Genomic DNA, 20017 nt, shown 5'->3' on the forward strand with positions numbered 1-20017 from the left:
CCCTCCTTCTGTCGCTCGCCAGACTCGGACATCGCCGGATCACCTGTCCGTGAGATCGGGAACCGTTCCCTCGATCGTGGCACACGGTCACGGCCGTCGTCAGGCTTCGCCCCCGCGCGCCGCTCGCTTGACCCTGCCGCAACGTCAACGTTTCTACTGAGGGCATGCGGATCGGAGAACTGGCCACGGCAGTCGGAGTCACCACACGTACGGTGCGGCACTACCACCACCTGGGGCTGTTGCCTGAGCCGGAGCGGCGGTCGAACGGGTATCGGGACTACTCGCTGCGGCACGCGGTCGTGCTCGCGCGGATCCGGCGGCTGACCGAGTTGGGGCTCGGTCTCGCCGAGGTGCGGGACGTGCTCGCGGACGACGCGGGGCGCGACCTCGCCGAGGTGCTCGGGGAGCTGGACGAGGACCTGGCGCGGCAGGAGGCCGCGATCCGGGAGCGGCGGGAACGGCTGCGTGTGCTCATGGCCGACGCCGAACAGGGGCGGCTGCCCGCGGAGGGGCCCGTCTCGCCCGAACTCACCGCCTTTTTCCGGGAGGTGGCGGAGCAGGACGGCGAAGGGTACGCGTCGGCCATGGCTGCCAAGGACCGCGAGATCCTGGCGCTCATCGAGACCGGAGCGCCTCCGGAGGTCCGGGAGACGCTGCTGGCCTCGATGCGGGCCGCGTTCGAGGCGCCGGGCGCGGTGGAGCGGGCGCACCGGGCGTACGCGCTGCTGGACGCCCTCGCCGACGCCGACCCCGGCGATCCGCGCGTGGAGGAGGCGGCCCTGGCGCTCGCCGAGTGCATCCCTGAGGCCCTGGTCCCGGACGGCGCCGACGCCGACGGGCGCGACAGCTTCCTGCGCGCCTTCTACGCCGACTTCGCCCCGGCCCAGGCCGAGGCAGTCCGCCGGACGCTGCGGATCGTCACGGGGGTTACGGAGGGACGTCGATGAGGGCCGGCGCGCGCATCGCCCATGCCCTCGTACGGCATGAACTGCTGTTGCTGGCCGCCATCGTGCGGTGGCTGGGCCGGCGGCCCCACGGTGTCGGTGACGGCCGGCGGGGGTTCGGGTACGCGCGCGGGCAGGGGGCCATGCTGTTCGGGTTCGGGTTCGTGTGCGTGATCGAGACGGTCGCGTTGTCGGTGCTGTTGCGTGGTTTTCCGCTCCTGCACCTGGTCTTCCTGGTCGTCGACCTCTACACGATCCTGATCGTCGTCGGGCTGCACGCGGCCTCCGTGACCCGCCCGCACGTCCTCGGCGCCACGGCGCTGCGGCTGCGCCGGTTCGCCACCGTCGACCTGAGCGTGCCCCTCGGCTCCGTCGCCGCCGTGCACCGTGAGCTGCGCACCACGCACACGAAGCGGGAGGGCGAACTCGACCTGGTGATCGGCTCACAGACGTCCATCAGCCTCGAACTGGCCGAGCCCGTCACGTACCGGACCTTCCTCGGGCGGAGCCGGACCGTGCGGCTGGTGCGCTTCCACGCGGACGAGCCGGACGTCCTGGTGGCGGAGCTCAGGCAGGCGCTCGGGCAGGCGCTCAAGCCGGGGCGAACAGCACCTTCGCCGCTTCCGGATCCGTCGGCGTGAGGTCCGCCCGGGTGAGCCGTACCCGCAGCGGCTCCCCCAGCGGCAACTCCTCGCCGCCGCCCTCGACGCGCCCGACGATCGTGGGGGTCTCCAACTGGACGGTGCCCACGGTGGGCCGGCGTTCCGCCAGGTCCACCACGTACCCGTCGAAGACGTCCCCCACCCGGTCCCGGAGCAGCGCGGCCTCGACGATGTCCACGCACGCGCGCTCGACGGCGTCCGCCCGACGGGTGCCCTCGGCCATCTCCCCGGGCAGCGCGTCGAGGGCGGCGAGCACCCAGTCGGGGATCTCCCCGCCCGCGGCCGCCGCGAGGCAGATCTCGGCGGTGTACCGGTCGACGAGACGGCGGAGCGGGGCCGTGCAGTGGGCGTAGGGGGCGGCGACGGCGGAGTGCGTGGTGATGCCGGGCAGGGCGCCGTTCCTGAAGACGGTGTAGCCCGCGCCGCGCAGCAGTGTCGTGCACTCCAGGAGGAAGGCCGCGTGGCGCGGCTCGTGCGGGTCGAGGGAGCGGACGAGCCGGGCGTACGAGACGTGGTGCGGCCAGTCCACGTGCAGGGCCGTCGCGGTACGGCGCAGCCGGCCCACATCCCCGCGGGGCGCGGCCGGGAGCGTACGCAGGACGCCGGTGCCGTGGGCGAGCATCAGGTCGGCCGCGGCCATGCCGGTGAGCTGGGAGATCTGCGCGTGCCAGCCCTCGGTCGGGAACGGGGCACGGTAGGTGAGCGCGTACTCGCGGTCCCGCTCGACGATCTCCTGTTCGGGCACGGTGAGGGAGACGCCGCCGCGCTCGACCTCCAGCCGCTCGCGCAGTCGCCCGATCTCCGCCAGGAGGGCGACCGGCTCTCCGGCGGTCCCCGTGTCGATCTGCTTCCGCACGTCCTCGTGGCTCAGCCGGGCGCGGCTGCGGACGAGGGCGCGGTGCACGTCGGTGGCCTGTACGCGGCCGTCCGTGTCGAGGTCGACGGTCCACAGCACGGCGGGACGCGTCCGCTCCGGGAGCAGGCCGGCGGCGTCCTTGGAGAGCCGGGGCGGGTGCAGGGGCACCGTCCCGTCGGGGAAGTACAGGGTCGTCACCCGGCGATGGGTCTCGGCGTCGAGGGCGGAGCCGGGGGCGACGAAGGCGGCGATGTCGGCGACGGCGTACCGGACGCGGTAGCCGCCGTGACCGCCGTGGCCACCGGTCCTGCGGGACAGGTGCAGCGCCTGTTCGAGGTCGGTGGAGCCGGGCGGGGCGATGGTGAAGAAGGGGATGTCCGTTTCGTCGTACCCGTCGTAGGAGTCGTACGACGCCACGGTGGGAGCCCGCGCGGCCCGTTCTGCCTCGGCGAGCGCGTCCGGTGGGAAGCCCGCGGGCACGCCGAGTTCGGTGCGCAGGGCCCGCAGGGCCACCCGCAAGGGGGACTCCGGGTCGCCGGTGACGCGTAGGTGGCGGCGGGGCATGGGTCGAGCGTAGGGCGGGGCGGGCGGGGTGGCATCCGCAGGCGGGGCGGTGGTCCGGTACCGGCGACCCGTAACCTGACGCGAGCCCTCCCCTCACGTACCGCTAGGAGAACCATGCTCGTCCTGCTGCCGCCCTCCGAAGGCAAGGCCGCCTCCGGCCGCGGCGCCCCGGTGAAGCTGGAGTCGCTGTCGCTGCCGGCGATCACGCGGGCACGCGAGGCCGTTCTCGGCGAACTGGTCGAGCTGTGCGCGGGAGACCCGGACGAGAACGACAAGGCGCGCGAGGTGCTCGGGCTGAGCGAGGGCCTGCGCGGCGAGGTCGCCAAGAACGCCGGGCTGCGGACGGCGGGGGCGCGCCCCGCCGGGGAGATCTACACCGGTGTGCTGTACGACGCGCTGGACCTGGCGTCCCTCGACACGGCGGCGAAGCGCCGGGCCGGGCGCTCGCTGCTGGTCTTCTCCGGCCTGTGGGGCGCCGTGCGCGTGACCGACCGGATCCCCTCGTACCGCTGCTCGATGGGCGTGAAGCTGCCCGGACTGGGAGCGTTGGGCGCGTACTGGCGCGAGCCGATGGCCACCGCCCTGCCCGAGGCGGCCGGTGACGGACTCGTCCTCGATCTGCGCTCGTCGGCGTACTCGGCCGCCTGGAAGCCGAAGGGCGAGGTCGCGGGGCGGACGGCGACCGTCCGGGTCCTGCACGCCCAGGTCGACGAATCGACCGGCGTCGAGAAGCGGTCCGTCGTCAGCCACTTCAACAAGGCGACGAAGGGCCGGATCGTCCGGTCCCTGCTGACGGCTGGTGCGGTGCCCGGGAACCCGGCGGAGCTCGTCGAGGCGCTGCGGGACCTGGGGTACGTGGTGGAGGCGGAGGCGCCCGCGCGGGCGGGGAGGGCGTGGGCGCTGGACGTGGTGGTGAAGGAGATCCACTGAGATCCCACGACTGAGATCCCGCTGAGATCCACTTTGGCTTCACTGGGATTCACTGGGATTCACTGGGATTCGCTGAGAATCGCCGAGATTCGTCGAGATTCGTCGAAATCCCTTGCCGTTGCATCATGCGCAACGCCCTTTGCGCATGATGCGGACGCTCGGCAGGATGGCGTCATGACTTCGCCCACGCCTTCGCCTGCGCCTTCCTCCTCGCCCCTCCCCCCTTCCGTGCTGGACCTCGCCCCCGTCATCCCCGTGGTGGTCGTGGAGGACGCCGGTGACGCCGTACCGCTCGCGCGGGCGCTGGTCGCGGGTGGGCTGCCCGCGATCGAGGTGACGTTGCGGACGCCGGTGGCGCTCGACGCGATCCGTGCGATCGCCGCGCAGGTGCCGGAGGCGGTGGTCGGGGCGGGCACCGTCATCTCACCGGAGCACGTCACGCAGTCGGTGGAGGCGGGTGCCCGGTTCCTGGTCAGCCCCGGCTGGACGGACGTGCTGCTGGAGGCGATGCGGGCGTCCGGTGTGCCGTTCCTGCCGGGGGTGTCGACCACCTCGGAGGTGGTGGCACTGCTGGAGCGCGGGGTGCGGGAGATGAAGTTCTTCCCGGCGGAGGCGGCGGGCGGTACGGCATACCTGAAGTCGCTGGCCGGACCGTTGCCGCAGGCGCGCTTCTGCCCGACCGGAGGAATCAGGCCGGCCTCGGCGCCGGAGTACCTGGCGCTGCCCAACGTGCCGTGTGTGGGCGGGACCTGGCTGGTTCCCGAGGACGCGCTGGCGGCGCGGGACTGGGGACGGATCGAGAAGCTGGCGCGGGACGCGGCGGCGCTGCGGGGCTGACCCGGCTACCCGGCTACCCGGCTACCCGGCTACCCGGCTACCCGGCCGGCCGACTCCCCCGGCCTGCGAACGGAGCCGTTCAGCGCAGGTGGGACGTGTCGTTGAGGAGCCGGAGCGATGCGTTCCCGTCGACGTAGTACGCCACCGCCGACAGCGAGGCGGCAGCCAGTTCCATGCGGAACAGGGACTCCGGGGGTGCGCCGAGGACCAGCCGTACGAGGGTCTTGATCGGCGTGACGTGGCTGACGAGCAGGACGGTGCGGCCCGCGTACGCCGCGAGAAGCTTGTCCCGGGTCGCGGCGACGCGCTGGGCCACGGCCTCGAAGCTCTCGCCGCCGCCGGTGGGCCGGGCCCCGGGCGAGGCGAGCCAGGCGTCGAGGTCCTCGGGGTACCGTTCGCGCACCTCGCCGAAGGTGAGCCCTTCCCAGGCGCCGAAGCCGGTCTCCCGCAGGCCGTCGTCGACAGCCACCTGGAGCCCGAGCCGGGCCGCGACGATCGCGGCGGTCTCGCGGCAGCGGGCGAGTGGCGAGGACACGATCGCCTGGATGGTGCCGCGGGCGGCCAGGGCGGCGGCGACCCGTTCCGCCTGGTACCGGCCGATGTCGGACAACGCCGGGTCCGACCCGCCGCTCCCCGAGAACCGCTTCGTAGGCGTCAACGGCGTCTCCCCGTGCCGCAGCAGTACGAGGGTGGCGGGCGCCCCGAGGTCGGGCTCGGGCCCGGCCGCCGCCACGTTCCGCGCGGCACGCAGGTCCGCCTCGGCCTTCGCGGCTCTGTCTCCCGGCTCCCGTGCCGCCGTCGGCGGCGTCGGGGGCGTCGGCGTGCTCGTCGACCCCGCGTCCAGGTCGGCGGTCGACACCGACGGGGACCACTGCTCGCCCCGACGCCCCGCGTCCATCGCCTCGTTGGCCAGACGGTCCGCGTGCTTGTTCTGTTCTCGCGGGACCCACTCGTAGGTGACCTGGGAGGCGGGGAAGACGCCGGCGGCCTCCAGGGCGAGGGGCTTCATGTCGGGGTGCTTGATCTTCCAGCGGCCCGACATCTGTTCCACGACGAGCTTGGAGTCCATGCGGACGCGGACGGTGGCGGTGGGGTCGAGTTCACGGGCCGCCTTCAGCCCGGCGAGCAGGCCCCGGTACTCGGCCACGTTGTTCGTCGCGACCCCGATGTACTCGGCCGCCTCCGCCAGCGTTCCGCCCGACGCCGCGTCGATGACGACCGCGCCGTAGCCCGCGGGCCCCGGGTTGCCCCGGGACCCCCCGTCGGCCTCGACGATGAACTCCCGCACGCCGTCCGTCCTTACCGTCCTTACTGTCCTTACCGTCCTTACGCTGCTCCCTGCGCCGCGACGATCGCCTCGGCCCCTCCGGCCCTCGGCCCGTCGGCGCCTACAGGCCCGACTCGGACGTGCGCACCAGGATGCGGCGGCAGTTCTCGCAGCGCACCACCGTGTCGGGTGCCGCCGCGCGGACCTCGGCGAGCTCGGTGATCGCCAGCTCCTGGCGGCAGCCCTGGCAGGTCCGCTGGTACAGCTTGGCCGCGCCGATACCGCCCTGCTGCTCGCGCAGCTTGTCGTAGAGCTTGAGGAGATCGGCGGGGACGGCGGCCGCGATGACCTCGCGCTCCTTCGTCACCGCGGCCGCCTCGCCGTCGAGTTCGTCGAAGGCCGCGTCCCGGCGCGCCGTGGCATCGTCGATCTTCGACTGCACCGAGGCGACCCGCTCGGTCAGCTCGGCCACCCGCTCCTGCACGGACTCCCGGCGCTCCATGACCTCCAGGACGATGTCCTCCAGATCACCCTGCCGCTTGGCGAGGGAGGCGATCTCCCGCTGGAGGTTCTCCAGGTCCTTGGGGGAGGTGACCGCACCCGAGTCCAGGCGCTGCTGGTCGCGGACCGCGCGCTGGCGCACCTGGTCCACGTCCTGCTCGGCCTTGGTCTGCTCGCGGGCAGTGTCGCTCTCCTCGGTCTGCGCGGCCACGAGCAGGTCGCGCAGCTGCGTGAGGTCCTTGGTCAGCGACTCGATCTCGGCGTGCTCGGGCAGCGACCTCCGCTTGTGCGCGAGCTGCTGCAGGCGTACGTCGAGGGCCTGGACGTCGAGGAGTCGGATCTGGTCGGCGGGCGCGGCGTTCAGTTGGGGGCTCCCAGGGGGTCAGAAGAGGCGGAGGACGCGGAGGAGGCGGAGGAGGCGGACGCCGCGTGGGCGGTCCAGGGGTCGGTGACCGTCTTCGAGACGTGGACCCTCAGGCCCCATCCCTTCCGGTCGGAGATCTCGTCGAGCTGGGCGGCGGCCAGCTCGCACCAGGGCCACTCGGTGGCCCAGTGCGCCGCGTCGAGCAGCGCGAGCGGGCTCTGGGCGCGGGCCTCGGAGGCTGGGTGGTGGCGCAGGTCCGCGGTGAGGAACGCGTCGACTCCGGCGGCGCGTACGTCCTCGAACAGGCTGTCGCCGCTGCCGCCGCTCACGGCGACCGTGCGGACGAGCGCCTCGGGGTCGCCGGCCACACGGATGCCCTGCGCGGTGGCGGGCAGCCGCTCGGCCGCGCGGGCCGCGAACTCCCGTACGGTCAGCGGGTGGTCCAGCTCGCAGACGCGGCCGAGGCCACGGCGGCCGTCGGGGTCGGAGGGGTCCGGCACGAGAGGGCGTACGACCCGCAGGTCCAGCGCCCCGGCCAGGGCGTCGCTCACTCCCGGATCGGCGGTGTCGGCGTTGGTGTGGGCGACGTGCAGCGCGATGTCGTGCTTGATGAGGGTGTGTACGACACGGCCCTTGAAGGTGGAGGCCGCCACCGTCGTCGTGCCGCGCAGATAGAGCGGGTGGTGGGTGACCAGCAGGTCGGCGCCCCGTTTCACCGCCTCGTCCACGATGTCCTGGACGGGGTCGACGGCGAACATGACGCGCGAGACCTCCTGGTCGGGGTCTCCGCAGACCGTCCCGACCGCGTCCCATCCCTCGGCCCTCTCGGGGGGCCAGAGGACGTCGAGCGCGGCGATGACTTCAGACAGACGGGGCACGAACAAAGGCTACCTGCCCTGCGCCCGTACCCCACCGGCCGCGGGTCACTTGATCAGGCAGTCACCGGGCCGCACAACCACCCGGGCACCCCACCATCCAGTCCGGCGGACCATCCGGTCCGGCGGCCGGGTGGTCACTTGGCGAGGTTGGTCCTGAGGTCGTCGAGGACCTTGTTCGCGGCCGTGACGCCCAGGCCGAGGTACCAGGTCTCGTCCGGTACGTCCTTGGCCTGGCCGCCCTTCACCGCGTCCAGCTTCTTCCAGAGCGGGTTGTCCTGGACGGTCGAGCGGTCCGTCTTCTTGTCGTCGCCGTACACACCCGTGAAGATCCAGTCGGCGTCGGCCTCGTCGATCCGCTCCGGGCTGATCTCCACCGCGAGGTCGTTGACCTGCTGGTTCTTGGGACGGGGGATACCGACGTCTTCGAGGATGGTGCCGATGAACGAAGCCTTCGCGTAGAGGCGGATCATGCCCGGCATGTACCGGAGCATGGTGACGGTCGGCTTGTCGGCGCCGAGGTCCTCGCCGAGCCGCTGCGCCTTCTTCTCGTACGCGTCGAGTTCGGCCTTCGCCTCCGCCGTCCGGTCCAGGGCGGCGGCGTTGAGGCGGTAGTTCTCCTTCCAGGTGAAGCCCGGGCGGATGGAGAACACGGTGGGGGCGATCTCGGAGAGCTGCGGGTACAGCTTCGCGGCGCGCAGTTCGCTGCCGAGGATCAGGTCGGGTTCGAGGTTCGCGATCGCCTCCAGGTTGAGGGAGTTGATCGTGCCGACGTTCTCGGGGTTGCCCGCGTCCTTCTTCAGGTACGAGGGGATGGCGGCGGAGCCCTCGGTCGGCGCGTACCCCACGGGCTTCACACCCAGCGAGACGACGTTGTCCAGTTCGCCGACGTCGAGGACGACGACCCGGGTGGGGCGGGCCTTGAGTTCGGTCTCGCCCATGGCGTGCTTGATGGTCCGCGGGAATTCCCCGGCCTTGGCCGTGGTCCCCATCTTCGCCGTCTCCTCGGCCGCCTTCGCGAAGTCCTCGCCGCCCTGGGCGACGGACTTGCTGCCGCCGCCGTTGTCGGACTTCCCCGACCCCGAGCCGCCCTCCCCCGAACCCGATCCCGATCCTGACCCGGACCCGCAGGCAGCGAGGGAGAGCGCGGCGACAAAGGCGAGGGCGACGGCAGTGGTCCCGCGGCGGTGGCGGACGGACATGGGTGACTCCTGGGGTTCGGACTCGGGCGGCCCTCGCGGGACTGGACTCCGACTCGGAGGCGGCCGCGCTTAGGTGAGGCTAACCTTAAACCGCCTCCCGCCTCCAGCACACCCACCCCCGTCACCTCAGGTGAACCGCGAGACCGACACCCTTATGTGTGAAGCAGCGGCCCGCCGGTGCCACGTCTGTGCGTACGAAAACTACCTTCGTCGCCGGAGGTGACCGAACAATGACGGTCTGTGCCACCGAGGTGGCCGCGAGGAACGCCAACGACGGCGGAGCCCCACGGCCCGGATGTGTGATCACCGCCGACGGGACGTACGCGGCACGCCTGGCCCGCGCCGGGAAGTCCTGGTTCCCGGAGCGCTGGACACTGGACGGCCCCGAACCGTACGCGGTGCCGTTGCCCGGGAACCAGCCGGAGGAGCCCGGCACCGAGGTGCTGCCGATAAGTGACGGGCGGGTGCTGATCCACCGGATCGCGGGCGGGCGGCATCTGTTCTCGCTTCTCTATCCGACGGGCCCGGGAACCGGTGAGCTGCTCCTCGGCGCGGTCGAGTGCCGGGACCCGTCGGACCGGGTGCGGTTGCTGCCGCCGGCGCCGCGCGGGGGGTACGCGTACGCCCTTGCCGTGGGGCGGAGTTCGTCGGTGGTGTGGCTGGTGGCGGGCGGTTCGTTCGGTCCGGAGCGGCTGGCGGAGGTGCCGGGGCGTTGCTCGGGGGGCGTGTGGCTGGACGGTACGGGGCGGATGCTCGCCCTGGACCGGTCGCTGGGCGGGCGGACGAAGACGGTGGTGGTGGACCTGGAGGACGGCGGCTCGGTGTCTCCGCTGCTCCAGATCGCCGAGGACAGTGACGATCGGCTGCTGCTCGCCGACCCCGACAGCGGGCTGCTGCTGATCCGCTCGGACGCGCCCTCGCCCGGCCGCGGGCGACTCGGCTGGGGGGTGTTGGGCAGTACGTTGCCGGTCCGGTTTCCCGAGTGTCTGCGGTTGCGGGACTGTGTGGTGACGCCGTTCGCGATTCAGCCCGGGCAGGTGCTTACGCCGGAGAGCTGTGCGGTGGCTCTTCGGATGGACGGGGCGGTCGGCAGTTGGGTGGGGGTCTGGCGCCCTGCCGAGCGGCAGGTCCATCATCTCGCGGCGCCTGAGGGGTGGTTGGCGGGGGCGGGGCAGTGGAGCAGGGCCGGGGTGCTTCAGCTGCCGTATGCGACGGGGGTGGTGCCGTGCGGGGTGGCGCGGGTGGAGGTGCCCGGGGGTGTGCAGGAGTGCACGCTTTCTGCCTCAGCCGGTGTGCCTACGCATGTGCCTGTGTCTGTGCCTACGCGGGGGCCTGTGTCTATGCGGAGGCCTGTGCCTACGTCTACGTCAGGTGATACGTCCCCGCCGGAGTCGCTACCACTTCCGGAGCCGTCGGAGCCCGTCGCCGCACGTCCGGTGCCGTTGCGGGAAGCGCCGTTGAGGGGGCAGACAGGGGCGGAGGCAGGCTCTCCAACGCCCGTGTCCGCCATCACAGTTGTCACACCGGCCCGTTAGACTCACCGCTTGTACGAAGATCTCGCTGACGGGGTGAACACTTCCACATGAGCGACGCACACACCACGGAACTGCCCGCTGCCGACGCCGCCCACGAGGCCTCCGGCCACGGCAAGCATCGCGGACCGGTCTCGGTGAACGACTCCGAGGCGACCCCTCGAGGCCGGCACCGCAGGCAGTCCGAGCAGACGGAAGCGGCTGCCTGACCGACGTTCAGCTCTTCTGAAACGTCAAGTCGGCCAACGTCGAGCCAGCCAGAAGAAACAGCACACCGCGCGCCTCGCACTGCTTGCACAGTGCGAGGCGCGCGGCACACGGCCCCGCCAGCGCGATACTTCCGGGGCCGTCGTATGGCCGTCCACCCCGTCGCTCCGCCAGGTGAGGCCCCCGGCGCCTGGTCTTACAAGAGGTCGATCACGTCGGGCTGTGGCGGGAAGTGGGACGCGCAGTCGCGGCACGCGTACACGTTGAATCCCGGCCCGGAGTTCTGGTGCACCTCGGAGACGATGACGGGGGTGTCGGTGGTCCGGTCGCAGCGCACGCACATCCGCACGGGCCTACGTACGACGGCCGACGCATCGCAGCGGGCGCACCGCTGGCAGACCTGCCGGTGCCGGACGCTTCCCCCGCTGTCCGTGGTGACGGTCGCGTACGGCTGCTCGGTCGACCCGCACATCTCGCACACACCTGCCCACTCGTGATCGGTGACGTCGCGGTGCGGGCCGTCATGCCCCACGGTCCGCAGGCATGCGAGCCCCGCTGCGCCGGTGAGCAGTGCCCCGCACTCCGGCACGCCCGGTCGCTGGAGCCAGGCGTGACCGAAGGCGTCGCGGCGGCGCCGGATGGACCTGCCGGGTAGTGCTCACCGCGCCAGTAGCAGAGAGCTGCACAAGGAGCGGTGAACCCGTCCACCCCGCTCTCACGAAACCATGGTCAAGTGGTCTCATTCTGGCGAGACTCCTCGACGCCAGAGGGCGAGAGGTTAGGACTGTTCGTGCAGCCCAAGGACTTACTTACCTTGGATGCGGCTGAGAGCAACACTCTGAGTCGAGTATTGCTCTGCTTGGTTACGTCGTCGAGGTCGTTGTCCCAATACCCCTCAAAGTAGCCTTGTACGGCACCGTCGTGGCCACTCGGAAGCCTGCATGCGAAGCGTGCTGTTGAACGCCGGAGGTCGTCCACAGCGCGCGTCATCTCCGCATCGCTTACGGTGAAATTGAGGGTTTCAGACTTCTCCTCTTTGGTGAAGTACGGGTGCCGGGTCCAGCCGAAGTAGAAGTCGATTTCCCTTTGGCCACCGCACGGCGTTCGCACATCTTCCTTGCACAGCAGGAAGGAACAGACGGAGGAGGCTCTGGTGTAGTTCGGCTTGCTGCTGCCTGGGGCTTCCTTACGCATTTGCTCTGCGACCCGCTCGACTCTCGTCCCCTCGGATCGCGTACGCGGATAGAACTCCTTCCGGCCGACGAGCAACTGCTGAAGGTCTCGCATTGTGCTGCTGCCGAACATGCCGCCACAGATCTCGTCCGCCGCGACTGGCTTGATGGGGGCGGGTTTGGGCTCATTCGGTGAAGCAGTGCAGGCGGTGATGAGGGCGGCAAGCGCCAGAACTGCAACCGTGGCTTGATGACGGTGAGGCTTCGGGGTCATCGGGAGTTGTCCGTATCTGCTATGCGACTACCCCGGGCGTATGCGGCGTCGAGTGCCGTGTTCCGGGTGTCCCGCGATGCACCCACCACGCCTTGGCTGTCCATGTAGTTGTCGATACCTGTTCTGGCCTGTTTCTTGGATTCGTAGTCGAATTCATCGATGCTGTTGATGGCCTTGCCGGTGCTGTCCCGCTCGTTTTCCTTGAGGGAGTCGGCGATCTCGTTGCCCAGGCCGGTTTCCACAGCTGAGCCAGCGGCCTCGGCGATGGGAAGGATGATGGGCGCTGCTTGCGGGGCCAAGATGGTGGCAGCTGCTTCGACCCCGGTTGTGGCACCGCCCACGGTAATGGAGACTCCCGCTTGCTTCCAGGCGGCGGACTTCGCGAGCTCGTGGTTGTAGTCCTCGTCGCTCTCACGGTAGTCGCGGCCGATCTGTTCGGCGCGCGCCTCATCGAGGGCACCGTGCATCGTCATCCCCCACTCGGCGGCCCGATAAGCCTCAGAGGTGCCTTCGTGGGCGTGGATACGGCTGGTAGTGAACGCCTGCTGAGCCTGGGACATGATGCCGTGCGAGGTCTCGTCGTTGCCGAGTTCACGGACGAACTGCTTGGCCGTGACCGGTTCGATCCGGTTCTCGTCCTTGACGCCGAACAGCTCCTCCATACCTCGCTGGCGTTGGTCGGAGGCATCCAGTCCCGAAATGCCGTAGTTGAGGTCGTCGATGTAGGCGGCGCCGATGCGGCCCATACTGTCGGAGATGCCCGTCTGCTTGTCCATCAGCTCCAGCTCGGGATCCCCGTAGCGTTCCATGACCCGCTGCATGACGGCGCGTTCCTCCTCACCCCGGTGGAGTTCGGGTTTGGCGGCGCCGTAATCGCTCCCCGTGGTGGCGGATTCCAGGGCGTGGCCGAGAGCGTTGTAGCCACGGGAAGTGCCGTTCTCGTACTGCGGGTGAGCGTCCTCGGGCCAGTCGCGGGCACCCTTGACTCCATCACCGCCCACCACGTAGTCGAAGTTGCCCTTGTCGGAGAAGAATTCGGTGGAGGCCTGGTGGTTGTGGCCGAGGGCGTTCATGTAGCCGGTCATGGGGTCGGTGCCCCAGTCGTTGGTGAGGTCGATGTCGCCGCCGTCCAGGCCGCTGCCGGGGATGGTCTTGCCGAGGTACTCCTCGCTCAGAGAGTTGCCGTTCTTGGTGGCGTCCTTCTCGTAGTCGATCAGGGCGTTCCCGTAGTCCTTCAGGAATGCGCTGTCGTAGCGGCCCGAGTTCATCAGGTCCGACATCACCTGGAATCCCCTGGGCTTGTTGAGGTCGTGATCGAGCGGGTAGGGGCCTGCGGCGATCACGTCCTCCTTCCACTCCCGCATCGCCCTGCTGTCGGACTCGGTGGCGGTGGCGAGGGTCCCACCGAGCTGGCTGCGAGTCTGCTCCAGGAGCTCCTTGCGGGCGCCCTCGGGGGCCGGATCGCCGTGGAGATCCATGCCCTCCCAGAACTCCAGCGTCCCCCGGCCGCCCATTCCTGTGGTGAACTTCTCGGCGAACTCCTTGTCGTTCTTGTTGGCCCGCAACAGCTCGTTGAACTTCCGGAGTTCACTGTCCGACATGTCCGAGCCCTTTTGCGCCAGTTCCAAGGCGCGGGTGGCGTCGGCGTCGTCGAGGGAGGTGACGACCTTGGAGTTGAAGTCGGTCTTGTCTCCGCCGAGGTCGCGGCGCAGGGCCCAGCAGGCGGTGTCGTCGGCGTCGGCGGCGCGCTGCAGAACGCGGTCGATGCGGCGAGCGAAGGCGTCGCAGGCTTACTGCTGTTCGCGGATGGCGCCCTGGCCGTCGGGGTCGTGGAGGGCGCCGACGTCCTGGGAGAGGTCGTAGCGCGGGGTGACGGTGCCGGTGGGGCTGACGAGGAGATCCTGCTGCTTGGCCTCGACGTCGGCGAGGTGGTGGAGGTCGTTCTTCGCCTTCTTCAGCTCGGCATGCAGGGTCGTGAGGACACCGGCGACGCCCTTCGCCTCCTTGTGGGCGTCCTCGAACTCCTGGTGGGCGGCGCGTACGTCGTTGTCGGCTTTGGCCGCCGTCAGGACCGGCTGGGTCCAGCTTGCCTGCCGGAAGGGGCTGGCGACCCGATCGCCGTACGCGGTGTGCAGCCCCTTGAACTTGGTGACGGTCTCCTCCCAGCGCTCAGCGGCCGTTTTGAGGGCTGAGCTTGAGGTGGTACAGCTGCTCGTACGTCGGCATGAGCTCGGCGGGTCCCCGTGACGTCGTGAGTCTTGTCTGGTTGGCGCGGTGGCGGTGGGATGGAATGCCTGGTTCAGCCGAAGTCACTCGCCAGAGAGTTCATGGTTTGCGCGTTCGCGGCTTCCGTGCGCTGATACAGCACTCCCGAAACTCCGCACTGGCCGGCGAGGCTGTCACACTTGCCCGCGAGTGCGGAGACCTGAGCTGACCAGGTCTCCGCCAGGCCGGTAAGCGCCCCGCCCAGCCCACCGTCCCAGTTGCCGTTGCCGAAGTCCCGGGATGCCGTACGCGTCTCGTCCACCGGATGAGCACCGGCAGTTCGTGTGTCCCTCTCGATCTCGCGCGCACCCGTGCCCGCACGATTGAGGGCTGCCGGATCCTCGATTTCCGTCCCGGTTGACACGTCCTACCCCCGTGTGTCGTTGCGTTCCGTACGGCCCCTCAGCGTCCCCGTCTGAGCCCCAGCACCTCCACCGCCGCGAACGTCTCGCTCCTCGGCCGCCCGGCGTAGTACGGGCTGAGCGCGGCGTCCAGTTCCTCGTACGTGAAAGCGTCCTGCTCGGTGTCGAACTGGGCGGCCACCCGGGGCCGTTCGACGACCGCGACCATCCCCCCGTGCACCACGAGGAGCTGCCCGTTCACCTGCGCGGCCGCGGGCGACGCCAAGTACCCGACGAGCGGCGCGACATGCTCGGGAGCCAGCGGGTCCAGTACCACGCCATCGGTACCGGCGTCCCCGGGCTGCTCCACGCCCGCGAACACGTCCGCCGTCATCCTCGTCCGCGCCCGCGGGCAGATCGCGTTCGCCGTCACGCCGTACTTGGCGAGGGCGGCCGCCGTCGACGTGGTCAGGCCGACGATTCCGCCTTTCGCCGCCGCGTAGTTGGGCTGTCCCGCCGAGCCCGCCAGGAACGCCTCCGACGAGGTGTTCACGATCCGCCCGTACACCGGCCGCCCGCCCTCCGCCTTGCTGCGCGCCCGCCAGTGCGCCGCCGCGAAGTGCGTCGTGTTGAAGTGGCCTTTCAAATGGACCCGGATGACGGCGTCCCACTCGTCCTCCGACATCGAGAAGACCATCCGGTCGCGCAGGATGCCCGCGTTGTTGACGAGGATGTCCAGCTTCCCGAACTCCGTGATCGCCAACTCGACCAGTTCCCGGGCCTGTTCGTGGTCCGCCACGTCTCCAGTGTGGGTGACGGCCGCGCCGCCCGCCGCCCGGATCTCGGCGGCGACCTCCTCGGCCGGCCCGGTGGACGCCTCGCCCGAACCGTCGCGGCCCGGCTGCCCGTAGTCGTTGACGACCACCGCGGCGCCGAGCCGGGCGAGTTCCAGCGCCTCGGCCCGGCCCAGTCCGCGACCCGCGCCCGTGACGATCGCGGACCGTCCCTCAAGTGGCAGTGGCATCAGAGTTCGTCCTCGGGTTCTCGGGTGCTCGCGTTCTCAGATCTCTACGCACGTCCGCAGTGCCGTGCCCGTCCGCATCTGCTGCAGCGCCTCGTTGACGTCGGCCAGCGGCACCCGGTGGGTGATCAGGCCCGAGAGGTCGATGCGCCCGGCGCGCCACAGCGCGATGGTCCGCTCGTACGACCGCACCACGTCCCCGCCTCCGTACATCGACGGCAGGATGCGCTTCTCGTCGAAGAACAGCTCGAACATGTTGAACTGGAGGAAGTCGTCCATGGCGCCCGCGCCCACGACGACCAGCGTGCCGCCGCGCCGCGTCATGTCGTACGCCGTCCGTGCGGTCGCGGACCTGCCGACCACCTCGAAGACGTAGTCGAAGCCCTCGCCACCCGTCACCGACTGTTTGGTGTCGGCCAGTTCCTCCGGCGCCACCGCCTTCGTCGCGCCGAACTTCAGCGCGGACTCCCGCCGGGAGGCGACCGGATCGACGGCGATGATCTCGGCGGCCCCCTTGAGCCGTGCGCCCTGGATCGCGGAGATACCCACTCCCCCGCAGCCGATGACGGCGACCGACGAACCCGCCTCCACGTCCGCCGTGTTGAGCGCGGCGCCGAGCCCGGTGGTGACGCCGCAGCCGATGAGGGCGGCGATGTCGAAGGGCACGTCGTCGGGGATCGGCACCGCGCAGCCCGCGTCGACGACGACCTCCTCGGTGAAGGTACCGGTGCCCGCGAAGCCGAAGACGTCCCCGCCGGGCCGCTTGAAGTTGGGGGTGCCCGCGTTCATGAACCCGGCCAGGCACAGTTCGGTCTGACCGCGTTTGCAGGCGGGGCATGTGCCGCAGGCCGGCAGCCAGCAGACGATCACCCGGTCGCCCGCCTTCACGTGGCTGACGCCTTCCCCGACTTCGAGGATCTCGCCCGCCCCCTCGTGACCGAGCACGAACGGCGCGGGCTGCGGCAGCACCCCGGCCATCGCGGACAGGTCGGAGTGGCACAGGCCCGTGGCCCGTACCCGGATCCTCACCCTGCCGGGCCCGAAGCCCACCGCCTCGACGTCGTCGAGGACGTCGAGCTTGTCCTGGCCGATCTCGTGCAGTACGGCTGCGCGCATGGTGCGGCTCCCCTCAGGAGTGTGCTGGGCTGCTCAGGAGTGTTCGACGAGGGTGTCGGCGAGCACGAGAGTGTCGGCGAGCACGGGGGCGTCGTCCCGGTCGACGGCCGTCACCGACACCTGGACCCTGCCGTCCCCGCGCCACATGCGGATGCGCAACGTCTCCCCCGGATACACGACCCCGGCGAATCGCGTGGTGTACGAGCGCACCCGGCCCACGTCACCGCCGAGCAGCGTGTCGACGACGGCCTTGAGGGTCATGCCGTAGGTGCACAGCCCGTGCAGGATGGGCCGTTCGAACCCGGCGACCTTGGCGAACTCCGGATCGGCGTGCAGCGGGTTCCGGTCGCCGGAGAGGCGGTAGAGCAGTGCCTGGTCCTCGCGGATCGGGCGCTCGACGACCTTGTCGGGCTCGCCGGCGGGCGGTTCGAGGCGGGCGGACGGTCCGCGGTCTCCGCCCCAGCCGCCCTCCCCCCGTACGAAGATCTGCGCGTCGTTGGTCCACAACGGGCCCTCGGCTCCGGTGACTTCGGTGCGCATGACGAGGACGGCCGCCTTGCCCTTGTCGTACACGGCGGCGATACGGGAGGTGGCGGTCGCGGTTCCCTCGACCGGGAGGGGACGGTGGATCTCGATGGTCTGGCCGCCGTGCAGGACACGGGCCAGGTCGACGTCGACGCCGGGCATGGACAGGCCGCTGATCACCCCGGGTGAACCGGCACCGGCGACGGTGGCGAAGCTCGGCAGGACGTGCAGCCGGGACTCCAGGGTGTAGCGCAGTTCGTCGGGGTCGGTGGCCGGGCTGTGTTTGTCCGGGTTCGCGCCGGCTCCCACGCCGAGGTGGTACAGCTGGACGTCCTTCGGGGTCCAGGAGATCTCCCCGGACCGGGGCTCGGCCGCGAGGGCCAGGGCTGCGTCGATGGGCATGGGGCTCCTGATCGGGGCGGCGACTGGGGTGCGGGGACGGCTGCGGTGCGGGGACGGCTCGTCGGTGGGAAGAGACCTCGGCACGGCCGTCCGCACCATCGGCCGCACCGAGGTCGTCACGGGGCCGGCGAACCCGCCCTCATCCCTAGAACGCGTTCCAGTCCGGCGACCTCTGTATAGCTCAGCCGCATGCACTTGTGAAGACTGCTGACGCCACGTCAGATACCCATGCGAAGGTCAAGAATTCGTTAGGTACCCAAAACATCGGAATAGTTGCCCAGGTACACGGGGTTCAGCATCCACGTAGCCATCCGCGTACTCCATCCACGCACCCCCTCTTCCCACCCGGCCTGGAGGCCCCACGCAATGACGCACACGACCGCAGACCGGCCCTCCCGGAGGCCGACCGGAGTGATCGTCCCGGTACTGGCCTTCGCGGGGATCGTTGTCGCGGTGATGCAGACCCTGCTCGTACCGGTCATCAAGGACCTGCCGGCGCTGCTGGACACCGCCCCGAGCAACGCCACCTGGGTCCTGACCTCGACGCTGCTCTCGGGCGCCGTGGCGACGCCGATCATGGGCCGCCTCGGCGACCTCTACGGCAAGCGGCGCCTGCTGGTCCTCAGCCTCGCCATCATGGTGGGCGGCGCGCTGGTCAGCGCGTTCTCCAGCACACTGCTCCCGATGATCGTCGGCCGCACCCTCCAGGGCTTCGCCATGGGCGCGATACCCCTCGGTATCGGCCTGATGCGCGACATGCTGCCGCGTGAGCGGCTCGGCTCGGCGATGGCCCTGATGAGCTCCTCGATCGGCGTCGGCGGCGGCCTCGCGCTGCCCGCCGCGGCCCTGGTCGCCCAGCACACCGACTGGCACACCCTCTTCTACGGCGCCGCCGGCCTCGGCATCCTCTCGATCGCCCTCACCCTCCTCGCCGTACCGGAGTCCCCGATGCGCGCCGAGGGCAGCTTCGATTACCTCGGTGCACTCGGCCTGTCCACCGGTCTCGTCCTCTTCCTCCTGCCGATCACCAAGGGCAGCGACTGGGGCTGGGCCTCGGGCACGACGCTCGGTCTGTTCGCCGCGTCGGCGGTCGTCCTCGTCCTGTGGGGCGTGATGGAGCTGCGTGTGCAGGCGCCCCTCGTCGACCTGCGCACCACGGCCCGCCCCGCCGTCCTCTTCACCAACCTCGCCTCGATCATGGTCGGCGTCAGCTTCTACGTCGTCTCCCTCGTCCTCCCCCAGCTGCTCCAACTGCCGAAGTCCACCGGCTACGGCCTCGGCCAGTCGATGGTCGCCGCGGGCCTGATCGTGGCCCCGCTGGGCCTGACGATGATGTTCACGGCGCCCGTCTACGCCCGGCTGTCGGCGAAGTACGGCCCCAAGGTCACCCTGATCCTCGGCATGCTGATCATCGCCATCGGCTACGGCGCCGGTCTCGGCCTGATGAGCGCCGCCTGGCAGAGCCTCGTCATCGCGGTGGTCCTGGGCGCCGGCATAGGTCTCGCGTACTCCTCGCTCCCCGCGCTGATCATCGGCGCGGTCCCGGCCTCCGAGACGGGCGCGGCCAACGGCCTGAACACTCTCATGCGCTCCATCGGTACGTCGGTGTCGAGCGCCGTCATCGGCATGGTCCTCGCCGACACCGCGAACACCGTGAACGGCGTCGCGATCCCCACCATGCACGGCTTCCGGGTCTCCTTCCTGATCGCCACGGCCGCCGTCGTCCTGGGCCTGGCCCTCGCCCTGTTCCTGCCGGGCAGCCGCCCCACGAGCAGGCCCCAGCTGCGCGCGAGCAGCGAGGAGGACGCGTCCCTGCGGCGGGCCACCGAGGTGCTGGGCGGCTTTCGCGGCCGGGTCCTGGACGCCGGGGGTGCCCCGGTCGCCCGCGCCAAGGTCACGCTGATCGACCCGCGCGGACGCCGGGCGGGCGCGACGGTCACCGCCGAGGACGGCTCGTACGCCCTCGCGGTCCCCGCCGAGGGCACCTACGTGCTGGCGGCCCGCGCCACCGGCCACGGCCCGCTCGCCTCGTCCGCGACCCACACGGGCGACGCCGACCCGGTCGACGTGGACCTGCCCCTGCCGACCGCGACCGTGAAGGCCTGACCCGATTCCCCGGCTCAACCTGTACCCCCGCCCCGTCTCCGGCGCGGGGGTACG

At 70.7% G+C, this 20017-nt stretch carries 20 protein-coding genes; 8 read left to right on the forward strand and 12 right to left on the reverse strand.

Going from position 1 to position 20017, the window contains the following annotated elements:
• The first annotated feature begins 164 nt into the window (after positions 1 to 164).
• On the forward strand, positions 165 to 947 hold the full coding sequence (locus tag IE262_RS07645; RefSeq protein ID WP_134031885.1) for a MerR family transcriptional regulator: 783 nt from the start codon (positions 165 to 167) through the stop codon (positions 945 to 947).
• Complete coding sequence (locus IE262_RS07650) at positions 944 to 1585, forward strand: hypothetical protein (RefSeq protein WP_189872222.1); 642 nt, start codon at positions 944 to 946, stop codon at positions 1583 to 1585. Before IE262_RS07645 ends, IE262_RS07650 begins: the two co-directional genes overlap by 4 nt.
• Here IE262_RS07650 and IE262_RS07655 read toward each other — a convergent pair.
• Entirely contained in the window at positions 1536 to 3026 is a 1491-nt protein-coding gene (locus tag IE262_RS07655; protein WP_189872224.1) for an RNB domain-containing ribonuclease, read from the reverse strand. The genes IE262_RS07650 and IE262_RS07655 overlap by 50 nt on opposite strands.
• A 114-nt stretch (positions 3027 to 3140) precedes the next feature.
• Between IE262_RS07655 and yaaA the strand changes: the two genes are divergently transcribed.
• Positions 3141 to 3956: a peroxide stress protein YaaA gene (yaaA, locus tag IE262_RS07660; protein WP_189872226.1), complete on the forward strand. Its 816-nt coding sequence runs from the start codon at positions 3141 to 3143 to the stop codon at positions 3954 to 3956.
• Between the two features lie 174 nt (positions 3957 to 4130).
• Positions 4131 to 4793, forward strand: coding sequence for a bifunctional 4-hydroxy-2-oxoglutarate aldolase/2-dehydro-3-deoxy-phosphogluconate aldolase (locus IE262_RS07665; protein ID WP_189872228.1), 663 nt, complete (start codon positions 4131 to 4133; stop codon positions 4791 to 4793).
• Between the two features lie 79 nt (positions 4794 to 4872).
• On the opposite strand, the gene IE262_RS07670 is transcribed toward IE262_RS07665, so the two are convergent.
• The 4 genes from IE262_RS07670 to IE262_RS07685 form a co-directional block, all read right to left on the reverse strand.
• On the reverse strand, positions 4873 to 6081 hold the full coding sequence (locus IE262_RS07670; RefSeq protein WP_189872230.1) for a bifunctional RNase H/acid phosphatase: 1209 nt from the start codon (positions 6079 to 6081) through the stop codon (positions 4873 to 4875).
• 100 nt (positions 6082 to 6181) lie between these two features.
• Positions 6182 to 6925: a zinc ribbon domain-containing protein gene (locus IE262_RS07675; protein WP_189872861.1), complete on the reverse strand. Its 744-nt coding sequence runs from the start codon at positions 6923 to 6925 to the stop codon at positions 6182 to 6184.
• A complete protein-coding gene (locus tag IE262_RS07680) occupies positions 6922 to 7803 on the reverse strand; it encodes a Nif3-like dinuclear metal center hexameric protein (RefSeq protein ID WP_189872240.1) in 882 nt (293 codons plus the stop codon). The genes IE262_RS07675 and IE262_RS07680 overlap by 4 nt, the downstream gene beginning before the upstream one ends.
• A gap of 134 nt (positions 7804 to 7937) precedes the next feature.
• Positions 7938 to 9002, reverse strand: coding sequence for an ABC transporter substrate-binding protein (locus IE262_RS07685; protein WP_189872243.1), 1065 nt, complete (start codon positions 9000 to 9002; stop codon positions 7938 to 7940).
• A gap of 230 nt (positions 9003 to 9232) precedes the next feature.
• On the opposite strand from IE262_RS07685, the gene IE262_RS07690 reads away from it, so the two are divergent.
• Together IE262_RS07690 and IE262_RS07695 are read left to right on the forward strand one after the other, a co-directional pair.
• Entirely contained in the window at positions 9233 to 10537 is a 1305-nt protein-coding gene (locus IE262_RS07690; RefSeq protein WP_229877144.1) for a hypothetical protein, read from the forward strand.
• A gap of 47 nt (positions 10538 to 10584) precedes the next feature.
• Positions 10585 to 10743, forward strand: coding sequence for a hypothetical protein (locus IE262_RS07695; RefSeq protein WP_189872256.1), 159 nt, complete (start codon positions 10585 to 10587; stop codon positions 10741 to 10743).
• Between the two features lie 194 nt (positions 10744 to 10937).
• Here the strand turns inward: IE262_RS07695 and IE262_RS07700 are convergent, their stop codons facing one another.
• From IE262_RS07700 to IE262_RS07710, 3 genes are all read right to left on the reverse strand, one after another.
• On the reverse strand, positions 10938 to 11213 hold the full coding sequence (locus IE262_RS07700) for a hypothetical protein (RefSeq protein WP_189872939.1): 276 nt from the start codon (positions 11211 to 11213) through the stop codon (positions 10938 to 10940).
• Positions 11214 to 11470: 257 nt separating this feature from the next.
• Positions 11471 to 12187 (reverse strand): hypothetical protein, encoded by a 717-nt coding sequence (locus tag IE262_RS07705; protein ID WP_189872259.1) that lies wholly within the window; start codon positions 12185 to 12187, stop codon positions 11471 to 11473.
• Positions 12184 to 13788, reverse strand: coding sequence for a hypothetical protein (locus IE262_RS07710; protein WP_189872262.1), 1605 nt, complete (start codon positions 13786 to 13788; stop codon positions 12184 to 12186). Before IE262_RS07710 ends, IE262_RS07705 begins: the two co-directional genes overlap by 4 nt.
• A gap of 12 nt (positions 13789 to 13800) precedes the next feature.
• On the opposite strand from IE262_RS07710, the gene IE262_RS07715 reads away from it, so the two are divergent.
• Complete coding sequence (locus tag IE262_RS07715; protein ID WP_189872265.1) at positions 13801 to 14379, forward strand: hypothetical protein; 579 nt, start codon at positions 13801 to 13803, stop codon at positions 14377 to 14379.
• Between the two features lie 107 nt (positions 14380 to 14486).
• Here the strand turns inward: IE262_RS07715 and IE262_RS07720 are convergent, their stop codons facing one another.
• From IE262_RS07720 to chsH3, 4 genes are all read right to left on the reverse strand, one after another.
• Complete coding sequence (locus IE262_RS07720; protein ID WP_229877145.1) at positions 14487 to 14714, reverse strand: hypothetical protein; 228 nt, start codon at positions 14712 to 14714, stop codon at positions 14487 to 14489.
• Positions 14715 to 14854: 140 nt separating this feature from the next.
• The gene (locus IE262_RS07725; RefSeq protein ID WP_189872271.1) at positions 14855 to 15817 is read right to left on the reverse strand and encodes a 3-oxoacyl-ACP reductase; all 963 of its coding nucleotides are present in this window, start codon (positions 15815 to 15817) and stop codon (positions 14855 to 14857) included.
• Positions 15818 to 15853: 36 nt separating this feature from the next.
• Entirely contained in the window at positions 15854 to 16930 is a 1077-nt protein-coding gene (locus IE262_RS07730) for a Zn-dependent alcohol dehydrogenase (RefSeq protein WP_189872274.1), read from the reverse strand.
• Positions 16931 to 16963: 33 nt separating this feature from the next.
• Positions 16964 to 17857, reverse strand: a complete 894-nt coding sequence (gene chsH3 / locus IE262_RS07735; RefSeq protein WP_189872276.1) for an enoyl-CoA hydratase ChsH3 — start codon at positions 17855 to 17857, stop codon at positions 16964 to 16966.
• A 366-nt stretch (positions 17858 to 18223) separates the two neighbouring features.
• On the opposite strand from chsH3, the gene IE262_RS07740 reads away from it, so the two are divergent.
• The gene (locus IE262_RS07740; RefSeq protein WP_189872279.1) at positions 18224 to 19963 is read left to right on the forward strand and encodes an MFS transporter; all 1740 of its coding nucleotides are present in this window, start codon (positions 18224 to 18226) and stop codon (positions 19961 to 19963) included.
• Positions 19964 to 20017: the final 54 nt, after the last annotated feature.

Source organism: Streptomyces bluensis (assembly GCF_014650715.1).
Taxonomy (GTDB): Bacteria; Actinomycetota; Actinomycetes; order Streptomycetales; family Streptomycetaceae; genus Streptomyces; species Streptomyces bluensis.